Annotated in this window: 19 protein-coding genes and 1 tRNA gene; 12 read left to right on the top strand and 8 right to left on the bottom strand. The window is 66.1% G+C overall.

All coding sequences use genetic code 11. From position 1 onward, the window contains the following. The first annotated feature begins 7 nt into the window (after positions 1–7). The 6 genes from murJ to QMX81_RS12430 all read left to right on the top strand — a co-directional run bounded on the left by murJ (position 8) and on the right by QMX81_RS12430 (position 9,073). A complete protein-coding gene (gene murJ, locus QMX81_RS12455; protein WP_121043413.1) occupies positions 8–1,612 on the top strand; it encodes a murein biosynthesis integral membrane protein MurJ in 1,605 nt (534 codons plus the stop codon). 75 nt (positions 1,613–1,687) lie between these two features. Then, complete coding sequence (locus tag QMX81_RS12450; RefSeq protein WP_282261916.1) at positions 1,688–2,635, top strand: bifunctional riboflavin kinase/FAD synthetase; 948 nt, start codon at positions 1,688–1,690, stop codon at positions 2,633–2,635. Beyond that, positions 2,632–5,463 carry an isoleucine--tRNA ligase gene (gene ileS / locus QMX81_RS12445; RefSeq protein WP_282261914.1) on the top strand — a complete coding sequence of 944 codons (2,832 nt, stop codon included), beginning with the start codon at positions 2,632–2,634 and terminating at the stop codon, positions 5,461–5,463. The genes QMX81_RS12450 and ileS overlap by 4 nt, the downstream gene beginning before the upstream one ends. Next, positions 5,463–5,969, top strand: coding sequence for a signal peptidase II (gene lspA / locus QMX81_RS12440; protein WP_152153690.1), 507 nt, complete (start codon positions 5,463–5,465; stop codon positions 5,967–5,969). The genes ileS and lspA overlap by 1 nt, the downstream gene beginning before the upstream one ends. Positions 5,970–6,022: 53 nt before the next feature. Further along, positions 6,023–6,973, top strand: coding sequence for a 4-hydroxy-3-methylbut-2-enyl diphosphate reductase (ispH, locus tag QMX81_RS12435; protein WP_121043425.1), 951 nt, complete (start codon positions 6,023–6,025; stop codon positions 6,971–6,973). A 219-nt stretch (positions 6,974–7,192) separates the two neighbouring features. Continuing rightward, the gene (locus tag QMX81_RS12430; protein ID WP_282261910.1) at positions 7,193–9,073 is read left to right on the top strand and encodes a peptidase M61; all 1,881 of its coding nucleotides are present in this window, start codon (positions 7,193–7,195) and stop codon (positions 9,071–9,073) included. 24 nt (positions 9,074–9,097) lie between these two features. On the opposite strand, the gene treA is transcribed toward QMX81_RS12430, so the two are convergent. Further along, complete coding sequence (treA, locus tag QMX81_RS12425) at positions 9,098–10,726, bottom strand: alpha,alpha-trehalase TreA (protein ID WP_282261905.1); 1,629 nt, start codon at positions 10,724–10,726, stop codon at positions 9,098–9,100. Between the two features lie 163 nt (positions 10,727–10,889). Between treA and QMX81_RS12420 the strand changes: the two genes are divergently transcribed. After that, positions 10,890–10,965 (top strand) — tRNA-Thr (locus QMX81_RS12420). Positions 10,966–11,023: 58 nt separating this feature from the next. On the opposite strand, the gene QMX81_RS12415 is transcribed toward QMX81_RS12420, so the two are convergent. The 6 genes from QMX81_RS12415 to QMX81_RS12390 all read right to left on the bottom strand — a co-directional run bounded on the left by QMX81_RS12415 (position 11,024) and on the right by QMX81_RS12390 (position 18,471). After that, complete coding sequence (locus QMX81_RS12415) at positions 11,024–14,098, bottom strand: efflux RND transporter permease subunit (protein WP_282261903.1); 3,075 nt, start codon at positions 14,096–14,098, stop codon at positions 11,024–11,026. After that, on the bottom strand, positions 14,095–15,195 hold the full coding sequence (locus tag QMX81_RS12410) for an efflux RND transporter periplasmic adaptor subunit (protein ID WP_282261901.1): 1,101 nt from the start codon (positions 15,193–15,195) through the stop codon (positions 14,095–14,097). Before QMX81_RS12410 ends, QMX81_RS12415 begins: the two co-directional genes overlap by 4 nt. Before the next feature lie 49 nt (positions 15,196–15,244). Continuing rightward, entirely contained in the window at positions 15,245–15,877 is a 633-nt protein-coding gene (locus tag QMX81_RS12405; RefSeq protein ID WP_121043440.1) for a TetR/AcrR family transcriptional regulator C-terminal domain-containing protein, read from the bottom strand. A 76-nt stretch (positions 15,878–15,953) separates the two neighbouring features. Beyond that, positions 15,954–17,288, bottom strand: a complete 1,335-nt coding sequence (locus QMX81_RS12400) for a sensor domain-containing diguanylate cyclase (RefSeq protein ID WP_282261898.1) — start codon at positions 17,286–17,288, stop codon at positions 15,954–15,956. Beyond that, complete coding sequence (locus tag QMX81_RS12395) at positions 17,285–18,091, bottom strand: alpha/beta hydrolase (protein WP_282261895.1); 807 nt, start codon at positions 18,089–18,091, stop codon at positions 17,285–17,287. The genes QMX81_RS12400 and QMX81_RS12395 overlap by 4 nt, the downstream gene beginning before the upstream one ends. Positions 18,092–18,126: 35 nt before the next feature. Next, a complete protein-coding gene (locus tag QMX81_RS12390; RefSeq protein WP_282261893.1) occupies positions 18,127–18,471 on the bottom strand; it encodes a hypothetical protein in 345 nt (114 codons plus the stop codon). Positions 18,472–18,541: 70 nt separating this feature from the next. On the opposite strand from QMX81_RS12390, the gene QMX81_RS12385 reads away from it, so the two are divergent. Beyond that, positions 18,542–19,552 (top strand): 2-hydroxyacid dehydrogenase, encoded by a 1,011-nt coding sequence (locus QMX81_RS12385; protein WP_282261891.1) that lies wholly within the window; start codon positions 18,542–18,544, stop codon positions 19,550–19,552. Positions 19,553–19,628: 76 nt separating this feature from the next. Here QMX81_RS12385 and QMX81_RS12380 read toward each other — a convergent pair whose 3' ends face one another. Then, on the bottom strand, positions 19,629–21,653 hold the full coding sequence (locus QMX81_RS12380) for an acyltransferase family protein (protein ID WP_121043448.1): 2,025 nt from the start codon (positions 21,651–21,653) through the stop codon (positions 19,629–19,631). A gap of 368 nt (positions 21,654–22,021) precedes the next feature. Between QMX81_RS12380 and cyoA the strand changes: the two genes are divergently transcribed. From cyoA to cyoD, 4 genes are read left to right on the top strand one after another with little or no spacing between them, the layout of a single operon-like run. Next, positions 22,022–23,098, top strand: coding sequence for a ubiquinol oxidase subunit II (cyoA, locus tag QMX81_RS12375; RefSeq protein ID WP_121043451.1), 1,077 nt, complete (start codon positions 22,022–22,024; stop codon positions 23,096–23,098). Positions 23,099–23,106: 8 nt separating this feature from the next. Beyond that, a complete protein-coding gene (gene cyoB / locus QMX81_RS12370; RefSeq protein ID WP_282261922.1) occupies positions 23,107–25,104 on the top strand; it encodes a cytochrome o ubiquinol oxidase subunit I in 1,998 nt (665 codons plus the stop codon). Next, positions 25,101–25,742 carry a cytochrome o ubiquinol oxidase subunit III gene (gene cyoC / locus QMX81_RS12365; RefSeq protein ID WP_259261384.1) on the top strand — a complete coding sequence of 214 codons (642 nt, stop codon included), beginning with the start codon at positions 25,101–25,103 and terminating at the stop codon, positions 25,740–25,742. The genes cyoB and cyoC overlap by 4 nt, the downstream gene beginning before the upstream one ends. Next, positions 25,742–26,092 (top strand): cytochrome o ubiquinol oxidase subunit IV, encoded by a 351-nt coding sequence (cyoD, locus tag QMX81_RS12360; RefSeq protein WP_088432153.1) that lies wholly within the window; start codon positions 25,742–25,744, stop codon positions 26,090–26,092. The genes cyoC and cyoD overlap by 1 nt, the downstream gene beginning before the upstream one ends. The last annotated feature ends 183 nt before the right edge of the window (positions 26,093–26,275 follow it).

Raw genomic sequence — 26,275 nt, 5'->3', positions numbered from 1 at the left:
ACCAAGGATGTTGCGGGGCCTGCTGTCTTTCAGCAGCATGACCATGATTTCGCGGGTGTTGGGGCTGGTTCGCGACCTGGTCATCACCACCACGTTCGGCACCAATGCGGTGACCGATGCCTTCTGGGTCGCCTTCCGGGTGCCCAATTTCCTGCGCCGGCTGTTCGCCGAAGGCTCGTTCGCCACCGCGTTCGTCCCGGTGTTCACGGAGGTGAAGGAAACCCGCTCGCATGCCGAACTGCGCGAACTGATGTCGCGCGTGGCGGGCACCCTGGGCGGCGTCCTGCTGCTGGTCACCGCGCTGGCGTTGATCTTCGCGCCACAGCTGGCGACCCTGTTCTCCAGCGGGGTGGATACCGACCCGGCCAAGCACGGCCTGCTGGTGGACCTGTTCCGGCTGACCTTCCCGTTCCTGCTGTTCGTCTCGCTGACCGCGCTGGCCGGCGGAGCGCTCAACAGTTTCCAGAAGTTCGCGATGCCGGCGCTGACCCCGGTGATCCTCAACCTGTGCATGATCGCCGGTGCGCTGTGGCTGGCCCCGCGGCTGGGTGGCACCCCGGAGAAGCAGATCCTGGCGCTGGGCTGGGCGGTGCTGGCCGCCGGCCTGCTGCAGCTGCTGTTCCAGCTGCCGTCGCTGAAGGGCATCAACCTGCTGACCCTGCCGCGCTGGGGCTGGCAGCATCCCGGGGTGCGCAAGGTGCTGACCCTGATGGTGCCGACCCTGTTCGGTTCCTCTATCGCGCAGATCAACCTGCTGCTGGATACGGTGATCGCCGCCAAGCTGACCGATGGCTCGCAGTCCTGGCTGTCGCTGGCCGACCGCTTCCTGGAACTGCCGCTGGGCGTGTTCGGCGTGGCGCTGGGCACGGTGATCCTGCCGGCGCTGGCCCGCCACCATGTCAGTACCGACAAGGCCGGCTTCTCCAGTGCGCTGGACTGGGGCCTGCGCACGACGCTGCTGATCGCCATCCCGGCCATGCTGGGCCTGCTGCTGCTGGCCGAGCCGCTGATTGCCACCGTGTTCCAGTACGGCCGCTTCACCGCGTTCGATACCCGCATGACCGCGCTGTCGGTGTACGGCCTGAGCTTCGCCCTGCCGGCCTTCGCGCTGCTCAAGGTGGTGCTGCCGGCCTTCTACGCCCGTCAGGACACCCGCACCCCGGTCCGCGCCGGTGTGGTCGCGCTGGTGGCCAACATGGTCTTCAACGTCATCCTGCTGGCCGTGCTGTACCACGTGATGGTGCCGGAGGCGCTGAAAGCGCAGGGCGTCTGGGTCGCGTTGGGCAAGCAGCCTGGCCTGCATCTGGCGCTGGGTATCGCCAGTGCGCTGTCCAGTTATCTGAACCTTGGCCTGCTCTGGTACTGGCTGGGCAAGACCGATGTCTACCAGCCCAAGGCGGGCTGGGGCGGCTATGCGACCAAGCTGGGGCTGGCCTGCCTGGCCATGGTGGCGGTGCTGCTGGGCCTGCGCTACGGGATGGCGGACTTCACCGGCATGGACAAATGGCACCGGATCGGCAACCTCGCGCTGCTGGTCGGCGGCGGTGGCCTGACCTATCTGGTGGCCCTGGTTGCCATGGGCTTCCGCCCGCGCCATCTGCGGGAGCATTGATCCGGGGGCAGCCCGGCTATACTTCATGGCTATCTCTTGCAAAGCATCGGCCCCGGTGGGCCGTATTCCACGTAGATGAGCAGGCTGTTTAGAAGCGTCGAAGGCGGGCAGTTGTTCCCGCACGGAAGCGTGGTCTGCATCGGCGCATTCGACGGCCTGCACCTGGGTCATCGTGCGTTGGTGCGCCACGCCGTTTCGCGCGCGCGCGCGCTGGGCGTGGCTGCCGTGGCGGTGGCTTTCGAGCCACTGCCGCGCGAGTACTTCGCCCAGGGCGAGCCGCCGCCGCGGTTGACCCTGGCCCGTGACAAGGTCGCCATGCTGCGCGAACTCGGCGTGGATGCGATCGGCCTGCTGCGCTTCGATGCGCGCATGGCCGCGATGCAGGCCGAGGCGTTCGTCGAGCAGCTGCTGGTGCACCGGCTGAGCGCGCGCGAGGTGTGGATCGGGCCGGAGTTCTGCTTCGGCAACCGCCGCAAGGGCGATCTGGCCCTGCTGCAGGCGATGGGCCGCGAGCGTGGCTTCAGTGCCGGTGAGATCGAGCCGGTCGACCTGCACGGTGAGCGCATTTCCAGCACCCGCATCCGCCAACTGCTGCGCGCCGGTGATTTCCGTCATGCCGGCGATCTGCTGGGCAGGCCGTATACGATTGGGGGCAGGGTAGTGCGCGGCCGCCAGTTGGGCCGTACGCTGGGCTTCCCGACCGCCAACCTGCGCTTCCCGAAGACGCCGGCGCTGTCGGGTATCTACGCGACCTGGGTCCACGGCGTGTTCGATCAGCCGTGGCCGTCGGTCTCCAGCTTCGGTACGCGTCCCACCGTGGATGGCGTGGAGCCGCTGCTGGAAGCGCACCTGTTTGATTTCCAGGGCGACCTGTACGGCCGCCACATCGATGTCGAGTTCGTCGCCAAGCTGCGCGACGAAGAAAAGTTCCACGATCTGGCTGCGTTGACCGACCAGATGCACCGTGACGCCGAACAGGCCCGTCACATCCTTTCCGAACACAGATTGCGAGCCACTGCGTGAGCCAGGACTACAAAGCCACCCTTCATCTGCCGGCAACCGAATTCCCGATGCGCGGCGACCTGCCCAAGCGCGAGCCGGGCATTCTGTCGCGCTGGGAGGACGAGGGCCTTTACGCCCGCCTGCGCGACAACGCGCAGGGCCGCCCGCTGTTCGTGCTGCACGACGGCCCGCCTTACGCCAATGGCCAGATCCACCTGGGCCACGCGGTCAACAAGATCCTCAAGGACATCATCGTCAAGTCGCGCTACCTGGCCGGCTTCGATGCGCCCTACGTACCGGGCTGGGATTGCCACGGCCTGCCCATCGAGATCGCGGTCGAGAAGAAGTGGGGCAAGGTCGGCGTCAAGCTCGATGCGGTCGCCTTCCGCCAGAAGTGCCGCGAGTTCGCCGAAGAGCAGATCGAACTGCAGCGCCGCGACTTCAAGCGCCTGGGCGTGATCGGCGATTGGGACAACCCGTACAAGACGCTGAGCTTCGATTTCGAAGCCAACGAGATCCGTGCGCTCTCCAAGGTGTTCGCCAACCGTCACATCGTGCGCGGCGCCAAGCCGGTGTACTGGTGCTTCGACTGTGGCTCGGCGCTGGCCGAAGCGGAAATCGAATACCAGGACAAGACCTCGCCGGCGATCGACGTGGCCTACGTGTCGCGTGATTCGCAGCAGCTGGCCGAGCGCTTCGGCGTGACGCTGCCGGCCGATGTCGAGGTGGCGGTGCCGATCTGGACCACCACCCCGTGGACGCTGCCGGCCTCGCTGGCGGTGTCGCTCGGTGCGGAGATCGAATACGTGCTGGCCGAAGGCCCGGCCCACCACGGCAAGCGCCGTTGGCTGGTGCTGGCCGCCGCGCTGGCCGAACGTTCGCTGCAGCGCTACGGCGTGGAAGGCCTGGTCGTGCACGGTCGTGCCACCGGCGCCGCGCTGGAAAATCTGCTGCTGGCCCATCCGTTCTACCCGCAGCGCGACATCCCGCTGCTCAATGGCGACCACGTCTCCGACGAAGACGGTACCGGCGCGGTGCACACCGCTCCGGGCCATGGCCAGGAAGACTTCGTGGTCAGCCAGCAGTACGGGCTGATGGAGAAGTACAACGCCGGCCAGATCAACCCGGTCGACGGCCGTGGCGTGTACCTGTCCTCGACCCCGCCGGCCGGCGATGTCGAGCTGGCAGGCGTACACCTGTGGAAGGCCCAGCCGTTGATCGTCGATGTGCTGCGTGCCTCCGGTGCGCTGCTGGCGTATGTCGAGATCGTGCACAGCTACCCGCACTGCTGGCGCCACAAGACGCCGGTCGTGTTCCGCGCCACCCCGCAGTGGTTCATCTCGATGGACAAGGCCAACCTGCGCCGCGATGCGATGGCCGCGATCGACAACGTCGGCTGGTTCCCGAGCTGGGGCAAGGCGCGCATCGGCTCGATGGTCGATGGCCGCCCGGACTGGTGCATCAGCCGCCAGCGCACCTGGGGCGTGCCGATCGCGCTGTTCACCCACCGCGAAACCGGTGAGCCGCACCCGCGCACCGTGGAATTGATGCAGCAGGTCGCCGACCGCGTGCAGGCCGAAGGCATCGACGTGTGGTACTCGCTGGACAGCGCCGAGCTGCTGGGCGAGGAAGCGCCGCAGTACGAGAAGGTCACCGACATCCTCGATGTCTGGTTCGACTCGGGCGTGACCCATGAAGGCGTGCTGCTGGCGCGTGGCTTCGGCAAGCCGGCCGATCTGTATCTGGAAGGCTCGGATCAGCACCGCGGCTGGTTCCAGTCCTCGCTGCTGACCGGCGTGGCCATCGACAAGCAGGCCCCGTACAAGCAGTGCCTCACCCATGGTTTCACCGTGGATGAGAAGGGCCGCAAGATGTCCAAGTCGCTGGGCAACGGCATCGAGCCGCAGGACATCATGAAGACCCTGGGCGCGGACATCCTGCGCCTGTGGATCGCCTCGGCCGATTACAGCAATGAAATGTCGCTGTCGCAGGAAATCCTCAAGCGCAACGCGGATGCCTACCGGCGCCTGCGCAACACCGCGCGCTTCCTGCTCGGCAACCTGGACGGCTTCGACCCGGCCCAGCATCTGGTGGCCCCGGCCGACATGGTCGCGCTGGACCGCTGGATCGTGCATCGCGCCTTCGAGGTGCAGGAGAAGATCAAGGCGGCGTACACCGGCTACAACATGGCCGAGATCGTGCAGCTGCTGCTGAACTTCTGCAGCGTGGATCTGGGCTCGGTGTATTTGGATGTCACCAAAGACCGCCTGTACACCATGCCGGTGGACTCGCGCGGCCGCCGCTCGGCGCAGACCGCGATGTACCACATCGCCGAAGCGTTCACGCGCTGGATCGCGCCGATCCTGAGCTTCACCGCCGATGAGCTGTGGGGGTACCTGCCGGGCGAGCGCAAGGAGAACGTGCTGTTCGCCACGTGGTACGACGGTCTGGTTCCCTTGCCGGCCGATGCACCGCTCAACGCAGCCGACTTCGACCAGCTGCTGGCCCTGCGCGAGCAGGTCGCCAAGGTGCTTGAGCCGATGCGCGCCAACGGTGCGATCGGTGCGGCGCTGGAAGCGGAGATCACCGTCGCCGCCGATGCCGAGACCGCCGCGCGCTGGCAGCCGCTGGCCGAGGAGCTGCGCTTCCTGCTGATCAGCGGTGACGTGCAGGTGCGCCCGGCGACCACCGACGAGGTGTTCGTCAGCGCCCAGCCGACCGGCAAGCAGAAGTGCGTGCGCTGCTGGCATTACCGCGCCGATGTCGGCTCGGTCGCTGCGCACCCGGAACTGTGCGGCCGCTGCGTGACCAACATCGACGGTGCCGGCGAAGACCGGCGGTGGTTCTGATGACCGCCGCCCGTCCGCGTCCGAACGCGCTGATCTGGCTGCTGCTGTCGGCAGCGATCATCATCGCCGACCAGTGGAGCAAGGCCTGGGTGCTGTCCAGCCTGCCCGAGTACGAGCCGGTGGTGGTCATCGAGGGCTTCTGGAACTGGTACCGCACCTACAACACCGGCGCCGCATTCAGCTTCCTGAGCGATGCCGGTGGCTGGCAGCTGTGGTTCTTCACCGCGCTGGCGTTGGGCATCAGCGGCCTGATGGCCTACTGGATGTGGGGCACCGCGCGCGGTGCCTGGCGCAGCGCCGTGCCTTACGCGCTGGTGATCGGCGGGGCGATCGGCAACGTGATCGACCGCCTCATGCACGGTCACGTCGTCGACTTCATCCAGTGGCATATCGGGGACCATTACTGGCCCTCGTTCAACATCGCCGACTCGGCGATCGTGGTCGGCGCGGTGGGTATCGCCCTGTTCGGCCTGTTCGACGGCAAGGCTGCCAAAAAAGCGGGATAATTCCCTCCTGTATCCGTAACAACCCGGCTCACGCCGGCCGGAGTATCTGACCGATGGATGTGTTGCTCGCCAATCCGCGTGGTTTCTGTGCCGGTGTCGATCGTGCGATCGAGATCGTCAAGCGCGCGATCGAGACCCTGGGTGCGCCGATCTACGTGCGCCACGAGGTCGTGCACAACCGGTTCGTGGTGGATGACCTCAAGGCCCGCGGCGCGATCTTCGTCGAAGAACTCGATGAAGTGCCGGACGACAACACGGTGATCTTCAGCGCGCACGGCGTCTCCCAGGCCGTGCGCCAGGAAGCCGACCGCCGTGGTCTGAAGGTGTTCGACGCGACCTGCCCGCTGGTCACCAAGGTGCACCTGGAAGTGGCCCGCCACTGCCGCGCCGGCCGCGACGTGGTGCTGATCGGGCACGCAGGGCACCCGGAAGTGGAAGGCACGATGGGCCAGTGGAACCGCGAGCGCGGCACCGGCCAGATCTACCTGGTGGAGGGTGTGGAAGACGTCGCCACGCTGGTCATCGACCAGCCGGAGAACTTCGCCTACACCACCCAGACCACGCTCTCGGTGGATGACACGCGCAGCATCATCGACGCGCTGCGCACCCGCTTCCCGGCGATGCAGGGCCCGAAGAACGATGACATCTGCTACGCCACCCAGAACCGCCAGGACGCCGTGCGCGATCTGGCCAAGCGTTGCGATCTGGTGCTGGTGGTCGGCTCGCCGAACAGCTCCAACTCCAACCGCCTGAGTGAACTGGCGCGCCGTGATGGCGTGGAGTCCTACCTGATCGACGGTGCCGACGAGATCGACCCGGCGTGGGTGGCCGGCAAGAAGCACATCGGCTTGACCGCCGGTGCCTCGGCACCGCAGGTCCTGGTGGATGGTGTGATCGCGCGTCTGAAGGAGCTCGGTGCCACCGGTGTGGGCGAACTGGAGGGCGAGCCGGAATCGATGGTGTTCGCGCTGCCGAAGGAACTGCGGCTGCGGTTGGTCGACTGACCGCGCAGCATTCCGCCACGCATGCCATGGCGCTGCCCCGGTAGTGCCGGCCGCTGGCCGGCAGCGCACCCCGGATGGCCCTGATCGCGACCGGCAGACAGAACGTCACTGCGCGCCGCTGTGCCAATCATGGCCGCAACGCGACGTATGACCTTTGGCCATGGGGCAGGGCGCTGGCGGAGGACTAGGATCGAGCCTTCCCCCGCTGGAGCCTGCCTGATGAAGATGCGTGCCATTGCCCTGTCCGTGTTGCTGGCCGTGTCCGCCACCGGCGTGCAGGCGCAGACACCGCCGCCGCAGGACGTGGCCTTCCCGGGCCTGCTGCGCATCGACGTGGACGCGCGCGACATCGGGCGACGCATCTTCAAGGTGAAGGCCACGGTGCCGGCCAAGCCCGGCCCGCTGACCCTGCTGTACCCGCAGTGGCTGCCCGGGGCGCATTCACCCAGCGGCCCGATCGACAAGCTCGCCGGCCTGGTAGTCACCGCCAACGGCACGCCGCTGCAGTGGACGCGCGATCCGTACGACGTCTATGCCTTCACCGTGCAGGTGCCGCAGGGCGCCAGCGAAGTGGTGGCCGAGTTCAAGTTCCTCTCTTCGCAGGGCACCCAGGGCCGCGTGGTGATGACCCCGGACATGCTCAACCTGCAGTGGAATGCCAATTCGCTGTACCCGGCCGGGGTGATCACCCGCAACATCCAGGCGCAGGCCACGGTTACTCTGCCGCCGGGCTGGTCGTACGCCACCGCGCTGGATACCGAGCGCCGCGAAGGCGACACCGTGGTGTTCAAGCCGATCAGCTATGACCACCTGGTCGACTCGCCGCTGTTCGCCGGCCGCCACTTCCAGCGCTTCGATCTGGACCCCGGTGCGAAGGTGCCGGTGCACCTGAATGTCTTCGCCGATGAGGCCAAATCGCTGGCGGCCAAGCCCGAGCAGATCCAGGCGCATCGCGCGCTCGTGCAGCAGATGTACAAGCTCTACGGCGCACGCCACTTCGACCGCTACGAGTTCCTGCTGGCGCTGACCGACAAGCTCGGCGGCATCGGCCTGGAGCACCAGCGCTCCAGCGAGAACAGTGGCGAGACCGGCTACTTCACCGAGTGGGACAAGACCTGGCTGGGCCGTGATCTGCTGCCGCACGAGTTCAACCACTCCTGGAACGGCAAGTACCGGCGTGGCGCCGATCTGACCACCGCCAACTTCAACGTGCCCATGGGCGACAGCCTGCTGTGGCTGTACGAAGGCCAGACCCAGTTCTGGGGCCAGGTGCTGGCTGCGCGTTCCGGGCTGTGGAGCAAGCAGCAGACCCGCGACGTGCTGGCCAATGTGGCGGGCACCTATGATCGCGGTCGCCCCGGCCTAGCCTGGCGCAACCTGCAGGACACCACCAACGACCCGACCATCGCCCAGCGCCGCGCATTGGCCTTCCGCAACTACCAGATGAGCGAGGACTACTACTCCGGCGGCCAGATGGTCTGGCTGGAGGTGGAGGGCAAGCTGCGCGCGCTGACGGGTAACAAGCGCGGCCTGGACGACTTCGCCAAGGCGTTCTTCGGCATGAACGACGGCGACTGGAACGTCCATCCGTATACCTTCGAAGAGGTGGTGAGCACGCTCAACGGCGTGGCGCCGTTCGACTGGGCCAGCTTCCTGCGCGAGCGCCTGGACGGGCACGGGCCGCTGACCGGTGGCCTGGAAGCGGCCGGCTGGAAGCTGGTCTATACCGATACGCCGAACGAGGCGTTCAAGGCGCAGGAAACCCGCGGCAAGAACAGCAACCTGCTGTACTCGATTGGCCTGTCGGTCAGCGAATCCGGCTACATCGGCGATGTGCTGTGGGACAGCCCGGCCTTCAACGCCGGTCTCATTCCCGGCATGAGCGTGGTCGCACTCAATGGCCGCGTGTTCAAGGCCGAGCAGTTGAAGGAGGCGATCACCGCCGCCAAGACCGACAAGGCGCCGCTGACGCTGCTGGTGAAGAGCTTCGATCGCATCGATACGGTGACGCTGGATTACCACGATGGGCTGAAGTACCCGTCGCTGGAGCGCATCGCCGGCAAGCCGGACCGGTTGGCGGAGTTGTGGAAGGCGCGGTGAGTGCGCTGCGTGGAGGCCGCTGGATCAGTCCGCGGCGTCCACATCCTGGGCGCTCTGGCACGCACGCTTCGGCGCACACAGGCGATCCAGCAGCGCCAGCGTGACCCCGTTGCTCCAGCCGAAGCCATCCTGCAGCGGGTACTCGCCACCGCCGCCGCCGGTGGCCGAACCGTCCACCACGTACTTCTCCACCAGCTTGCCCTCGCGGTCGTACACCGTCTGCACGGTGCGCAGGAAGCGCGTGCCGATCCGGCGGGCGAGGGTGTCCTGCCCATAGCGCTGCAGCCCGTCCACCGCGACCCACTGCAACGGTGCCCAGCCATTCGGGGCATCCCATTGCTGCCCGGTGGCCACGGTGGTGGTCAGCAGCCCGCCATCGCGGAGCAGCTGCGAATCGACTGCCTGGGCGGTACGGCGTGCCTGCGTGCGCCCGGCAACGTCCAGCCACAAGGGGAACAACGCCGCCGCAGTCAGGGCAGGGCGGGTCTGGCCGCGCTCCAGATCGCGATCCACGTACCAGCCTTGCGTGTCATCCCAGAGCAGTTGGTTGATGGCATGCTGACGCGCCTTCGCCAGTTGGGTGAAGGTGCGTGCGCCGCTGCGATCACCGGCCGCCTTGCTGGCGCGGGCCACGGTCGTTTCCAGATGGAACAGCAGGCTGTTCAAATCCACCGGCACGATCGCCGTGGTGTGGATGCTCGCCAATACTGACGGCTCGGCGAGCCAGCGTGAGCTGAAATCCCAGCCGGACTCAGCACCGGCGCGCAGGTCGCGATACACCTGCGAGGGCGCGCGCTGCGGCGCCTGGGCTGCGGTGGCCAGATCATCCATCCAGGACTCGGTGCGTGGCACCGCGCGGTCGTCCCAATAGCGGTTGAGCAGTTGCCCGTCTGCCAGTCGCACGACGCGTTCTCGCGCCTCGCCCGCTGCCAGCGTTTCCGCGCCGCGCATCCAGAACGCATGCTCGATGCGCAGCTGCGGCAGGTAACGGCGGTAGGCATCATCGCCTTCGTGGGTGGCGAGCAGATCCACCATCAGACTGAAGAAGGGCGGCTGCGAGCGGCTGAGGTAGTAGCTTCGGTTGCCGTTGGGAATATGGCCGTAGCTGTCGAGCTGGAACGCGAAGTTGTCCACCATGTCGCGCACCTGCTGCCAGCGACCACTGGAGGCCAGCCCGAGCAGGGTGAAATAGCTGTCCCAGTAGTACACCTCGCGGAAGCGCCCGCCGGGCACGACGTAGGGCTTGGGCAGCGGCAGCAGCGAGCCGCTCGGTTCCACCGTGTCGGTGGTGCGGGTCAGCACGGGCCACAGCCCCTCGATGTGCGCGCGCAGTGTCTCGCCCGCTGGCGGCACGTAGGGCTGGGTGTCACCGGGCACCGCGAAGTGCTCGGCCACGAAGGTTGCCAGATCGAATCCAGGTTGGGTCCTGGCGCGCTGCCACTCGGCGAGGAGGGGTGCGCTGGGCTGGCGGGGCACTGCATCCGCGAAGGTCTTCTGATCCTTGAACAGGTGCCCCCCCTGGACCTGCTGGAACAGGGGCTGCCATAGCTGGTCCGGTGTCTGCGGCGTCGGTGCCGTGTCGCGTGCCAGCGCAGTGGCACTCAGCAGCAGGGATGACAGCAGCAGACCGGCCAAGCGGGGACAGGGGCGCATGGGATGCCTCCGGAGGTGGGAAATCCACTGTACGGGGCGGCGCGTCAAGGGCTGGTACTTCCGGGGCAGCGCGCACGCGGTCATTGGGGTGCGGGCCGTTTGACGGTGCGGCCGCTTCCCTGATTGACCAAAGTGGTCCGCACCCCCTAGAATTCACGACCTCGCCGGAATAGCTCAGTTGGTAGAGCGGCGCATTCGTAATGCGTAGGTCGTAGGTTCGATTCCTATTTCCGGCACCAGATACAGCAAAAAGCCCCGGCCTTGGCCGGGGCTTTTTGTTTGGGGCGTTCGAGGCGATCAGCCTGCTGGGTGCACCGGATGCGAAGACCGCCGCCGGAACTTCCGCGACAGCCAATTCCCCGCATCATCCACCACGGTGAAGGCCGCGGGAATCACGATCAGGCTCAGCAGCGTGGAGGTGATCAAGCCCCCGATCACGGCGATCGCCATGGGCGCACGGAAGCTGGAATCCCCGGCAAAGCCCAGCGCGATCGGCATCATGCCCGCGCCCATTGCCAGGGTGGTCATGATGATCGGCTGGGCACGCTTGCGGCAGGCATCGATCAGCGCGTCGTGCTGGCTCATGCCGTGCTCGTCTTCGGCCATCACCGCGTAATCCACCAGCAGGATGGAGTTCTTGGTGGCGATGCCGATCAGCATCAGCAGGCCAATCAGCGCCGGCAGCGAGAGCATGTTCTGGGTGATCAGCAGCGCGCCGAACGCGCCGCCGGCAGACAGCGGCACCGCAGCCAGAATGGTGACCGGCATCAGCGCGTGGTTGAACAGCAGCAACAGCACCATGTAGATGCAGATCAACCCGGCGGCCATCGCAAGCATGAAGCCGATGAACAACTCGACGAACACCTCCGCATCGCCGGTGTTGAGGAAGGTCACGCCCGGCGGCAGCTGCTTGACGCCCGGCAGGGCCTGCACCTCGGTCATCACATCGCCCAGCGGACGACCGTTGAGTTCGGCGGTGAGGGTCACGTTGCGCTGGCGCTGGTAGCGCGAGATCTGCGAGGGGCCGCTGCCTTGCTGGATATCGGCGACCGCCGCCAGCGGCACCGGGCCATTGCGGCCGGGCACGCGCAACTGGCTGATCAAGCCTGGGTTGGCCAGGGTGGCTTCGGCAAAGCCGACCCGGATCGGTACCTGGCGGTCGGGCAGGTTGAGCTTGGCCAGGCGCTGTTCGTAGTCGCCAGCGGTGGCGATGCGGGCGGCTTCGGCGATGTCGGCGGTTGCGACGCCCAGGTCCGCGGCGCGGGCGGGATTCGGCACGATCTGCAGTTCCGGGCGCAGCAGCGAGGCGGTGGAGGTGACGCTGCCCAGGCCCTGGATACCGCGCAGGTCGCGTTCCAGTGCGGTGGCGGCATCCTGCAGGCGTTGCGGGTCGTCACCGGAGAGCACCAACTGCAGCAGGTTGCCGGGCTCGGAGCTGACATAGCTGACGCGCACGCCGGGCAGATCGGCCAGGCGCTCGCGCGCCTCACGTTCCAGCACGCGCTGGTCGCGGTCGCGTCCGTCGGCGCTGCCCCAGTCGAGCACCAGGGTCGCCTTGCGCGGCTCCCCGACGCCGGTCGCACCCGGATCGCCCAGGTCGAGCACGCTGCCGACCGCGGTATAGACCTGTTTGAGTTCGGGCATGTCCTTGAGCAGCCCGCGCGCGTGTTCGGCGACGGCCACGGTTTCCTGCAGGCGCGTGCCCGGCGGCAGTTCGAGATTGAGGTTGCTGCGGCCCAGATCGGACTGCGGGATGAAGGTGGCCGGGATGAACGGCACCAGCGCCAGTGACGCGACGAACAACCCGGTGGCCAGCCACAGGGTGCGGCCGCGATAGCGCAGGGCGGCGTCCACCCAGCCCAGGTACCACGTCATCAGTTTGGATTCCGGCTTCTCCTCGCCGTGCGGCTTGAGCAGGTAGGCGGCCATCATCGGGGTGAGCAGGCGGGCCACCAGCAGCGAGAACAGCACGGCGGTGGCAGCGGTCCAGCCGAATTCGCGGAAGAACTTGCCGGCGATGCCGGGCATGAAGGCCACCGGCACGAATACGGCGGCCAGCGTCAGCGAGGTGGCGATCACCGCGTTGCCGATCTCGCCGGCGGCCTCGCGTGCGGCTTCCAGCGGTGGCTTGCCCATGCGCAGGTGGCGCACGATGTTCTCGATCTCCACGATCGCATCGTCCACCAGGATGCCGACCACCACGGACAGCGCCAGCAGCGTGATGATGTTGAGGGTGAAGCCGAAGAAGTACATCACCGCGAACGTCGGGATGATCGACAGCGGCAGCGCCAACGCGGACACCCACGTTGCGCGCCAGTCACGCAGGAACAGCCACACCACCAGCAGCGCCAGCAGCGCGCCTTCCCAGAGCATGGTCATCGAGGAATCGTAGGAGCGGTGCGTCTCATCGATCGCCGTGGTGACCAGGCGGAAGTCGATGCCGGGATGCTCGGCCTTGATCTTGTCCAGCGCGTCATGCACGCCGGCCTCCACCTTGACCTCGCTGGAGCCGCGGGTGCGCGACATTGAGAACGCCACCACGCCCTTGCCGTCCAGCAGGGCGGCCTCGGTGGGATCGGCAGCGCCATCAGTGACCGTGGCCAGCGTGGACAGCCGCACGGCGCGCCCGTCCGGCAGGGCGATGGAGTAGTCGCGCAGCGCCTGTGCGTCACCGACGGTGCCCAGCGTGCGGATGGTCTGCTGCGCGCCCTCGACCTCGGTCTTGCCGCCGGCACGCTCCACCTGGATGCGGGCCAGCTGCTGCGATACATCGCCGGCGGTGATGCCCATCGCGATCAGGGCATTGGGATCCAGATCCACGCGTACCTGGCGCTGCACGCCGCCCACGCGGGTGACGCGCGCCACACCGGGCACGCCGTACATCGCACGTGAGATGTCACGGTCGACGAACCAGCTGGCTTCATCGGTGGTCATGTGCGGGGCGACCAGCGCGTAGGTCATCAGCGAGCCGCCGATATCGACCTTGGAGATCACCGGTTCCTGGATGTCCTGCGGCAGGTCGGTGCGGATGCGGGTGACTGCGTCGCGGGTGTCATCCAGCGCGGTGGCAAGATCGGCTTCCAACTGGAATTCGATGGTGGTGGTGCTGACGCCTTCGCTGACCGAGGACATCACGCGCTTGACGTTGTTGACCGTCGCCACCGAGTCCTCGACCTTGCGGGTCACTTCCGCTTCCAGCTGGCTCGGCGATGCGCCCGGCTGGGTGACGGTGACGGTGGTCATCGGGAAGGCGATGTCCGGGAAGCGGGCTACCGGCAGCTGATGGAAACCCCACAGGCCGGCCACGCACAGCACGAAGAAGATCAGCAGCGCAGGCAACGGGCGGTTGATCGCCCAGGCAGAGATGTTCATCGGGCGGCGGCCTTGGCATCGGCCACCACGCGCACGCGGTCGCCCTCACCGAGGAAGCCGGCGCCATCCACCACCACCTGATCGCCCGCCTTCAATCCTTCAAGGATCGCGGTACGGCCCTTGACGGCCTGGCCGGTGCTGACGCGGTGGCGGGTGGCCTGCTGTGTGTCGTTCACGGTGAACACGTAGTTGTGGCCATCGCGCTGCACGATTGCTGCGGTCGGGATGGTCAGCACCTGGCCGTCGCCGGTGACGATGCGGCCATCCACATAGATGCCCTGTTTGAGCGGGCCGGGCGTGGGCAGGTCGGCGTAGATCGTGCCGGTGCGGGTCTGCCCATCGACACCCGGGGTGACCGCGCGGATGCGGCCGCTGACCACCTGGCCGCCGTACGGCAGCTCCACGGTGTTGCCGACGGCGACATCAGCCAGCTGGTTTTCCGGCAGCTCCGCGCGCCATTCCAGGCGGCCATCGCGGATCAGGCGCAGCAGCTCGGTACCGGCGGAGACCACCTGGCCTGGCTGCACCAGGCGCTTGGAAATCAGGCCGTCGGCCGGCGCGCGCAGGTCGGCGAAATCGCGGCGCAGCTTGGCGGCGTCGCGCGCGGCACGGGCGGTGGCGGTCTGCGCCTCGGCATTGATGCGCGAGGCACGCAGCTCATCCAGGCTGCTTTCGCTGATCAGCTGCTGGGCGGCCAGCTTGGCGCTGCGCTCGAAGTTCATGCGGGTCAGCTCCTGCGAGGCCTGCGCCTGCCGCAACGAGGCATCGGCCTGCGCCAGCTCGCTGTCCAGGGTGCGATGGTCCACCTGCAGCAGCACCTGGCCCTGCTTGACCCATTGCCCCACGTCCACCAGCAACGCGGTGACGCGCTGGCCGCTGATCTCCACGCCCAGCTGCATTTCCTCGTAGGCGGTGACCGGCCCGGAAACCAGCACCGTGCGCGCCATGGTCTGCTGCTGCGCGGGCGCCAGCGAGACCGGCAGCGCCGAGCTGGCAGCGGCGGCGTCGGCCGAGGCCTTGTCGTCCTTGCCGCCACACGCGGACAGCAGCGCAGCGACCAGGATCAGGGAGAAACTGCGGAAGGAGGGTGCACGCATGGAGTGGCTTTCCGGGTCGGAACAGCGGGAAAAGAAAGGAAGGGGGCAATCAGGATTCGCGGGACAGGCGCAGTGCGATGCCATCCAGCATCAGGCCCAGCCCCTGCTCGAAGCGGGCGTCGAAATCGACCTCGCTCCACACGTCACGGGCCTGCCAGCAATGGGGAAAGCGGGCCTCGGCCAGCGCCATGAACGCCTCACCCAGCGCCTCCATGCTGCCGTCGCCGGGCCAGGACTGCTCCTCGATGACAAAGCCCATCGTGTAGTACACCAGGTCCATCGAGGTGGTCGCGGCAAAGCGTGCCGGCGCGCCGGCGCCCATCAGCGCGGCGATGCTGGCCTCACCCACCCGCAGCACGTTCTCGGTCGCCAGGAAGGTGCCGGCATACACCCGCGCACCGTCACGGCGGGCCTTGAAGGCCAGGCGGAACTCGCGCCCGATCTGCAGCAGGGTCTGCCGCCATGGCTGCCCGGCGGGGATCGTACGGGCGACGTCGCCGATCATGGCGTCGGCCATGGCGTCGATCAGCGCCTGCTTGCTCTTGAAGTGCCAGTACAGAGAGGGCGCCCGGATGCCCAGCGAGCAGGCCACCTTGCGCAGGGTAATACCCTCCAGGCCGGCCTCGTCGAGGATCCGGAAGGCCGCCTCGACGATGTTTTCCCGCGCGATGGGTTGGCGCACTGTGTTCTGGCCTAACGTTGTTAGGGGGCGAATCTAACAGTGTTAGGCTGGCGCGGGCAAGTGCCGCCCGCGTGCCTCAGAGGTCGATCAGGTCGGCCTGCAGCGCCGCCATCCGGACCCGGTTCCGGCCGCTGGTCTTGGCCTCATACAGCGCCTCATCCGCCCGGGCGATCAGCGCCTCCAGCAGCCGCTGGTCGCCGCCCGGCAGCGCCTCGCCGATCGCGCCACCGACGCTGACGGAGACGGCAATGCGCTCACTGCCCACGAAGATGGGTTCGGACGCCACCGCACTGCGCAGCCGTTCGGCGGCGGCGGGGATCTCGTCCACCGCGGACGCCGCCAGCAGGGCAATGAACTCCTCGCCGCCGAAGCGGGCGAACAGATCGCGCTCCCGCAGGGCGTCCCGGCAGCGTTTGGCGACCACCTTGAGGACTTCATCGCCGACCGGATGGCCGTAGGTATCGTTGATCTTCTTGAAGTGATCCACGTCCACCATCAGTACCGCGACGGCGCGGCCGTTGGCTTCGCGCGCGGCGATGATCTGGGCCGAGCATTCTTCGAAATGACGGCGGTTGGGCACGCCGGTCAAGGGATCGGAGGAGGCGAGGCGGCGCAGCTCGGCGGCCATCAGCAGATCGGCGGTGACATCGGTGAACAGCCAGATGCGCCCATGTGCGCCGTTGCCGCGCACCGGGTGGGTATCCACCTCGAAGGTGCGTTCGCCCAGTGTCCAGTTCTGCTTGGCCGCGAACTGGTCGTTGTTGATCTGGGCGCTGTAGGCCAGCTCCAGTTCGCCATGGTTGTCGCACCGTTGGCGCAGGGCGCGCATCGGGCCGGCGAGATCCGCGGCGCGGTGATCACCTGCCGTGCAACCCAGCAGTTCCGCTGCGTGCTCGTTGACCGCAGCACCTACGCCATCGCCATCGATCAGGACGATGCCTGCGGGCACGCTTTCAAACAGATCGAGGAACTGATTGCGGACGATGGCGCCGCGTGCGGCTTCCCGCCGCGCGGACAACAGCCGCGCCACGCTCGTTGCCAACAGCGGCACCTGCGCCGTCAACGCTGCGGGCGCAGGGGCGCTTCGCCAAACCAGCAGCAGGCCGCTCAGCGGCGCCCCGTGCGAAGGCGCCGGGACGTACAGCAGGTGGGCGGGGAGGCCTTCCAGGGCATGGATGATCGCCGTCGGCAGCCTGAACCCCGCCGCGTCCATGGCTTCGCCGTTCCAGCGGCACTCGAGGATGCCGCTGCGTGCCAGGTTGAAGCTCGGCGAGGGCAGTGCCGGGGCCGAGACCGCCCAGGTCGCCCGGCCGCCGGCGTCCACTTCCACCGCCATCACCAGGTCGGCGTGGGAGGCGAGGCGGGCGAACTGGCACAGGGCGGCCAGCGCGTCACTGTCGGACGTGGTCACAACGCGGTGCCTGCCAGTCGCTGTTCGAGGATGCGCATGACGTCATCCGGCGCGGTCATGTGCGGAAGATGCCCTGAGGCATCGATCACATCCAGGGTGGCGCCCTCGATCGCGTTGGCCAGCCAGTGGCCGACGGCAACCGGTACCGCCACGTCGTGTGCGGTCTGGATGAGGTGGACCGGGCGTGAAACCCGCGCGGCCAGGCTGCGCAGATCGGAGGTGAAAATCGTGCGCGACGTGTTGAGTGCGATGTCCGGGCGCATCTGGAACAGGGTATTGGAGAAATCGGCGACAACCGCGCTGTCCTCCACGCCGACGACCATCGGGGCGAAACCGGCGATCCAGGCCTGGTAGTTCGCACGCATGCTCTCGAACAGCTGCTCCAGGTCCTGCGGCTTGAAACCGCCGGTGTAGCCGGCGTCGTCGAGATAGCGCGGCGACGCACCGATGATGACCAGGCGCTCGAACAGCTCCGGCCGTGCAACGGCGGCGGCCGCGCCGATCATGCCGCTCATCGAGTGGCCGATGTAGGTGCAGTCACGCACGTCCAGTTCGTCCAGGATGTCGATCAGATCGTCGGCATAGCCGAACAGCGAGCCGTGCCGTTCGAAATCGTAGGTCTGCGCACCGTGCGGACCGCAGCCGGCAAGATCGAAGGAGATCACATCAAAGCGTGCTTCAAACCAAGGGCGCAGGGCGTTCCATGCGGTCTGATCGGTACCAAAGCCGTGTGACAGGATCGCGACTGATTTGCCCGCACCACTACGGCGCCCGTTGAACCGCTCGAAACTTTCCACGCACATCCACCCATGGCGTCCTGCAAGGGCCGAATACTAGGTCACGGGCGCGCGCGGGTCCAACGCGCGCCCGTGCCGAAGACCAGTTGCCGCAGATAGCCGCCGATGAAACCCGCGATGGCACCTGTGAGCGCACCGAGCAGCAAACGGGCGGCGACGCGGGCGATACGGCCGGCATGCAGCCGCACCCACGGCAACAATGTCATTGCCTGGGCACCGATCAGCAGGACCAGCACATCCAGCCCCAGCGCATCCACCACGGGCAGCAGTGGCGCCAGCAGTGGATTGCAGGCCATCAGGGTCACGATCGCGGCAGTGAGCGCGAACAGGGTGCGCCGGCCCATCGGCGTGGCGGTCCAGCGGAGAAGGCGGGCAGTCAGGGACACGGCAGGCTCCAGGCAGTTGGCCGGAGTGTACTGCGGTATCGTCATGCTCGAACTCCCGGGGATCACCCTCATGAAGATCGCAGTATTCAGCGCCCGCCCGTACGACCAGCAGTTTCTCGATGAGGCCAACCAGCGCTGCGGGGCAGGGCAGCCGTTCGAGTGTCTGTACTTCGATGCCGCGCTGGATCTGCATACCGCGCCGCTGGCGCAGGATTGCGAGGCGGTCTGCGTGTTCGTGAATGACCGGCTGGATGCCCCGGTACTGCAGGCGCTGCACGCGATGGGCGTGCGTGCGGTCCTGCTGCGCTGCGCCGGCTTCAACAATGTCGACCTGGCGGCGGCGGAGCAGCTGGGCCTGTTCGTGGCCCGCGTGCCCGCGTATTCGCCGGAGGCCGTGGCTGAACACGCGCTGGCGCTGGTGATGACGCTCAACCGCCGGACCCACCGTGCCTACAACCGGGTGCGTGAGGGCAACTTCATGCTCGATGGCCTGCTGGGCCGCACGCTGCATGGCAAGACGGTGGGCATCGTCGGCACCGGGCAGATCGGCCTGGCCACGGCCCGCATCTTCAAGGGCATGGGCTGCACCGTGCTGGGCCACGATCCGTATCCGTCGGCGGCCTTCGCCGCGATCGGCACGTCGGTGGCGCTGGATGAGCTGCTCGCCCGCTCGGATGTCGTCTCGCTGCACTGCCCGCTGACGCCGGACACCCATCACCTGATCGACGATGCGTCACTTGCCGGGATGAAGCCCGGGGCGATGCTGGTCAATACCTCGCGCGGCGGGCTGGTGGATACCCATGCGGTGATCCGCGCGCTGAAGTCGCGCCGCCTGGGGCATCTGGCCATCGATGTGTACGAGCAGGAGAGCGGGCTGTTCTTCCAGGACCGGTCTGGCGAGATCATCGACGATGACGCGTTCCAGCGCCTGATGACCTTCCCCAATGTGCTGGTGACCGGGCACCAGGGCTTCTTCACGGTGGAGGCGCTGCAGGAGATCTCGGCGATCACGCTGCGCAACCTGGGGCAATACGCCACTGGTACGCGGTGCCCGAATCTCGTACCACCGCCCGGCGGGTAACCCCCAAACGCACGCGGCCACCCCAGTGACGGGGCGGCCGCGTGCGTTCTGACACCTGTCGCGTTCGCAGCTGCGGTCAGGGCGAGCCCTGCAGCAGCTGCTTTTCAATCAGCTCCAAGGTGAAATGGGAGCCTGCCGGCGTAAGGTGGACGATATCCAGATAGAACGTTTCACCGCTCTTTGAATCCGAGCGCGTGAGGCAGCCATCGTCGTTGCACAGTACCTCGGTCAGCGAGATATATTCCACGCCGGTCTGCTTGGCAATTTGGCGCATAAGCTCCTCGGCCGTGGCGGTCCGGTAGTCGGCAGCTCCGGTCGCGTGGTCGCCCTGGCCCATGCCGTACTTGCTGTAGTCCAGACGCGACGAAGGTGTGGCATGCAACGGATCATCGCGCCAGATGTTGAACACGATCCGCGACGGAGTGTCCTTCCACGACGGCGGCGGGCCCAGCATGACCACGCGACGAACACCCAAAGCCTTGAGGCGAGTGAGCGTCGCAGGCAGATTCGCCTTGTCGTAGTAGTGCCACATGGCGGCCATCAGCACGGTATCCGGCTTGAGTCGAGCGATGGAGGCCAGGGCCCAGTCGTTGTTATAGGTACACGCCGGATTGGTGCCCGCGAAGTCGGCCATCGGCGGGCAGGCTGAAGACGTGAACTGCGCCAGACGCATCTGGTCGCTACGCTGCTGCAGGCCGCGGATGCCGGTGTACAACGAAGCAGCAGACGAGTCACCCCACAGCACCCAAAGCGGCTTGGTACCCTGATCCACGCATTCCGAAGCGTACTTGTCGGCGTTGTCGCCCAGCTCCATGAAGCAGACATGGTTACGCAGGCCAGCACGATAGGCCTCCAGGTCGTACTCGGTGGCGCGCTGGATGATCTCGGGATAGCGGGACGGATAACCAGCGTTATTCCAAGCCCTGTAACCGAGGACGCCGATGATGGCCATGCCCACCAGCAGCGCGGCGACCTTGATGCCGCCGTGCCGCGACGACCGCAGCGGCCGCTCGACCAGACGCCAGGTGAGCCAAGCAAGAGCAACGCTGGCCAGTAGCAGGCCGGCGCGGTCCAGGCTGCTCAGATCGCCGTAGGCATTGCGGGTCAGCGTCAGCAGCGGCCAATGCCAGAGATACAACGGGTAGCTGATCAGACCAACCCATACGAACGGGCGGCTGGAGAGGATCCACCGTGCAACCGGCGTGGACGGGCCCGCGCCGATTAGCAGGGCGGTGCCCAGCGTCGGCAGAAGGGCGCGTACACCGGGGAAGGGCATGGTGGAACGGATGCTCAGCATGGCGATCACGAGCAGCGCCACGCCCACCCATGCAGCGCAGGCGCGTACCAGTGCCGCTGTTCCGGCAGGTATCACCACGCCGGAATGGCTCAACCTGGCCGCCCACCAAGTACGCTCGCGAGCGCCTTGGGCCGAGCTCCAATGCGCGAGCATGCCACCGATCATCAGCTCCCAGGCTCGGGAGAGGGGGGAATAGAACGAAGCGGTTGGATTACCGCCCTGATGGTGCAGGTTCACCACGAAGGAGGCGGCGGCGGTGGCGATGATGACCGGCATCAGAGGCAGGCGCATCCGCCACGCCGACCACAGCAGCAACGGCCAGGCGAGGTAAAACTGCTCTTCGATGCCCAGCGACCACAGATGCAGCAGCGGCTTGCTGGCCGAGGCAGCGTCGAAGTAGCCCGCTTCGCTCCAGAGCACCAGATTGGCGACGAACCCGGCGCCACCGGCGGTATGTTTGCCCAGATGGGCGAGATCTTCGGCCAGCATCGTCTTCCAGCCGAACGCGAAGCAGGCCGCCAGGACCAGCAGCAGGGCGGGGAAGATCCGTCGCACGCGGCGCGCGTAGAAGTCCCCGATGCTGAAGCGGGACTGATCCAGGCCATCCAGGATGACCCGGGTGATCAGGAAGCCGGAAATGACGAAGAACACATCCACGCCGACGAAGCCGCCGGGCAGGAGTTTCGGAAATGCGTGATAAAGCAGAACGCCTATGACCGCGATGGCTCGCAGCCCGTCAATGTCTGCGCGATACGGTCCATGCGCCTTGACGGCAACCGCAGTTGCCGCATCCTGATGTTGCATCGTGGTCCCCTGTTAAAAAAGCGTCAAGATTGTAGCTTGGAGTTGTGAAAATAATCGACTTGAGCTACCAGCAAGGGTATGCAGGCACGGGACGGATGAGCTGAACGCCCCAATTGTCTATACCTGAACGACGGAAACTGTGCCGATTCGGGCGCCCTGCGCGCACTGCGACAACGTGTCGCAGCCTAAAACAGGCCTTTTCTGCGCCGGATCATTGTCAATGCCTTTCTTAAATGATGCGTGACGGCCTAAAATTGGAAGGCTGACATGATCGTCCTTCGTGCCTGTCCCCTTGGACCGGCACCACCGGCTTTGGCTGGGACGGAGGCGGGCTTGAACTGGCATTCCCTACGCAATTGGATCGACCGATGATTCCGTTGAAACCCCTTGGACGCTTCCTGCGTCCGGGCCTGCTGTTTGCGTTGTCCGTGTTCCTGACGGGCTGCAACTCGGCCATCCTCAACCCCAAGGGCCAGATCGGCCACGACGAGAAGACCCTGCTCATCACGGCGACCGTGCTGATGCTGCTGGTTGTCGTGCCGGTCATCATCATGACCCTCACCTTCGCGTGGAAGTACCGTGCGACCAACACCAAGGCCCGCTATGAGCCGAAGTGGTCACACTCCACGGCCATCGAAGTGGTGGTCTGGTCGATCCCGTGCATGATCGTGCTGGTGCTGGCCGTGCTGACCTGGCGTTCCTCGCACGCGCTGGATCCGTACCGTCCGCTGGACTCGGACAAGAAGCCGGTGGTGATCGAAGCCATCTCGCTGGACTGGAAGTGGCTCTTCATCTATCCCGAAGAGAACATCGCCACCGTCAACGAGATCACCTTCCCGGTGGATACCCCGCTGAACTTCAAGATCACGTCCGATTCGGTGATGAATGCGTTCTTCATCCCGCACCTGGGCAGCATGATCTATTCGATGACGGCCATGGAGACCAAACTCCACCTGATCGCCAACGAGACCGGTGAGTTCCCGGGCATGTCCTCGCACTACAGTGGCGCGGGCTTCAGCAAGATGCATTTCTCCGCGCACTCGGTGACCGAGGCGGAGTACCAGCAGTGGCTGACCAAGGTGCGTGCCGAAAGCGCGACCCTGGACAAGACGGCCTTCGCTGCGCTGGTGGCCGAAAAGAACCACGACTGGCACCCGGTGACCTATTACGGCACCACCGAGGCCGGCCTGTTCGACTGGGTCATCGCCAAGCACATGGGCGACAACCAGCACTACGGCATGAAGCACGACCACAAGGCCATGAAGCATGACGGCGCCGAGGGCGAAAGCCATGAAGGCCACGACATGCAGGCCATGAGCGGAGCCCACGACGAAGCGGCCAAGCTGCCGGTCCATGCCGACCAGCCCGCTGCCGCGGACGCCGCACACACTGCAGACGAGCACGCCGCAGCCGGCCACGCCGGTCACGACGGCTCGGGAGAATGACCATGAATCTGTTGGGTAAACTGACCTTTGCCGACATTCCGCATGACCCGATCATCATCACCACGTTGATCGGTGCTGGTATCGGCGGCCTGCTGGTGTTGGCCCTGATCACCAAGTTCAAGCTGTGGGGCTATCTCTGGAAAGAGTGGTTCACCTCGGTCGACCACAAGAAGATCGGCGTGATGTACCTCATCGTCGCCTTCGTCATGCTGCTGCGCGGCTTCGCCGACGCCATCATGATGCGTGTCCAGCAGGCGATGGCCGCTGGCGGCAACGAGGGCATCCTGCCTCCGCACCACTACGACCAGATCTTCACCGCCCACGGCGTGATCATGATCTTCTTCGTGGCGATGCCGCTGATCACCGGCCTGATGAACGTTGTCGTGCCGCTTCAGATCGGCGCACGCGACGTCGCCTTCCCGTTCGTCAACTCGCTCAGCTTCTGGCTGTTCGTAGCGGGCGCGGGCCTGGTGATGATCTCGCTGGGTGTCGGTGAGTTCGCGCAGACCGGCTGGCTGGCCTTCCCGCCGTTGTCAGGCAAGGAATACAGTCCAGGGGTAGGTGTCGATTACTACATCTGGGGCCTGCAGGTCGCCGGCCTGGGTACCACGCTGAGCGGCATCAACTTCTTCATCACCATCTTGAAGATGCGCACCCCCGGCATGAAGCTGATGCAGATGCCGATCTTCACCTGGACCGCGCTGGTCACCAACGTGCTGATCATCGCCGCCTTCCCGGTGCTGACGATCACCCTGGTGCTGCTGACCCTGGATCGTTACCTGGGCACGCATTTCTTCACCAATGACGGTGGCGGCAACGCCATGCTGTACATCAACCTGATCTGGATCTGGGGTCACCCGGAAGTCTATATCCTGGTCCTGCCGGCCTTCGGCGTGTTCTCCGAGGTCATCGCCACGTTCTCGCGCAAGGCGCTGTTCGGCTACAAGGGCATGGTCTACGCCACCGCCTGCATCGGCGTGCTGTCGTTCCTGGTCTGGCTGCACCACTTCTTCACCATGGGCTCGGGTGCCAACGTCAATGCCTTCTTCGGCATCACGACGATGATCATCTCGATCCCGACCGGTGTGAAGATCTTCAACTGGCTGTTCACCATGTTCCGCGGTCGCGTGCAGTTCACGACCCCGGTGCTGTGGACGATCGGCTTCATGGTCACCTTCACCATCGGCGGCATGACCGGCGTGATGCTGGCGATCCCGGCCATCGATTTCGTGCTGCACAACAGCCTGTTCCTGATCGCCCACTTCCACAACGTCATCATCGGCGGCGTGGTGTTCGGCATGTTCGCCGGCATCACCTACTGGTGGCCGAAGATGTTCGGCTTCCGCCTCAATGAAACCTGGGGCAAGCGCGCGTTCTGGTGCTGGTTCATCGGCTTCTATGTGGCCTTCATGCCGCTGTACATCCTGGGCTTCATGGGCATGACCCGCCGCATGCAGAGCTACCCGAACATGGAATACCAGCCGCTGCTGATCATCGCCATGTGCGGTGCCTTCATCATCGGCGCCGGCATCCTGTGCCAGGTGATCCAGATCGCCGTGTCGATCCGCGACCGCAAGAAGACCGCCGACCTGACCGGCGATCCGTGGGACGCCCGTACGCTGGAGTGGGAAACCTCTTCGCCGCCGTCGTTCTACAACTTCGGCTCGCTGCCGCGCGTCAACGAACTGGACGAGTTCTGGGAGCGCAAGCAGCGCGGTGAGGCGTGGGAGCGCCCGGCCAAGTACACCGACATCCACATGCCGCGCAACACCGGCACCGGTGTGGTGATCGGCGCCTTCAGCCTGGTGTTCGGCTTTGCGATGATCTGGCACATCTGGTGGCTGGCCATCGTGGGTCTGGTCGGCATGATCGGCACCTTCATCTGGCGCACCTTCGACAAGGACGTGGATTACTACGTGCCGGCCGCGGAAGTGGAGCGGATCGAAAATGAGCACCGTCGCCACCTGGTGGCGCAGGGCCTGGTGAAATCGGAGCTGAAGGCATGAGCACCACTATCCCCAACACCATGAACCCTGGGCACGCCGCGCACGCGGCGGCCCACGGCCATGACGACCACGAGCACCACGACACCGGCGGCAATACCGTCTTCGGTTTCTGGGTGTACCTGATGAGCGATTGCCTCATCTTCGCCACCCTGTTCGCGACCTACATCGTGCTGTCCGGCGGCACCGACGGCGGCCCCGGCCCGAAGGACCTGTTCGAACTGTCCTTCGTCGCCTGGGAAACCACGCTGCTGCTGGTCTCCTCGCTGACCTTCGGCCTGGGCATGATCGCCATGCACAAGCAGAAGGTGGGCCAGATGTACGCATGGCTGGCCCTGACCTGGCTGCTGGGCTTCGGCTTCATGTGCATGGAAGTGTGGGAGTTCAACCACCTGATCCATCAGGGCTACGGTCCGGACCACAGTGCGTTCCTGTCGGCGTTCTTCGCGCTGGTCGGTACCCACGGTCTGCACGTGACCGCGGGTCTGCTGTGGCTGCTGATCATGTTCATCCAGATCAAGCAGAACGGCCTGACCCAGACCAACAAGACCCGCATGGCGTGCCTGAGCCTGTTCTGGCACTTCCTGGATCTGATCTGGATCGGCGTGTTCTCCGTCGTCTATCTGAATGGAGCGCTGTAATGTCCGCACATGACAATCACGCACACGATCATGGCCACGGCGCCGCCGGCGAAAGCCATGGCAGCGTCAAGTCCTACCTGATCGGCTTCCTGCTGGCCGCGGTGCTGACCATCATCCCGTTCTGGGCGGTCATGCATGGCGACCTGCCGCGCTTCACCACCGGCGTCATCATCGTGGTGGCTGCGGTGCTGCAGATCCTGGTGCACCTGGTGTTCTTCCTGCACCTGGACCGCTCCTCGGAACAGCGCTGGAACGTCAGCGCGGCGGCCTTCACCGTCGTGGTGATCGGCATCATCGTCGCCGGCTCGCTGTGGGTCATGCACAACATGAACGTGCACATGATGCACTGACGTCTTCGCGACGTTGCCACACGCAGAAAGGCCGCCCTCGGGCGGCCTTTCTGTTTGGTTCGCCCTCGCATCCGTATGAGAAGCCGAGTCCCGCCGCGGCTGGCGGGCCGTTGGGCAAACTCAAGGAGGAGGCAGCCGCCACCTGGCGGATGCCGGGGGACATTTGCCGAACGGCCCGCCAGC

The sequence above is a fragment of the Stenotrophomonas sp. PS02301 genome (assembly GCF_029959485.1).
In the GTDB taxonomy this organism is placed as follows: Bacteria; Pseudomonadota; Gammaproteobacteria; order Xanthomonadales; family Xanthomonadaceae; genus Stenotrophomonas; species Stenotrophomonas maltophilia_Z.
This window is presented reverse-complemented; position numbering and strand designations above follow the sequence as displayed.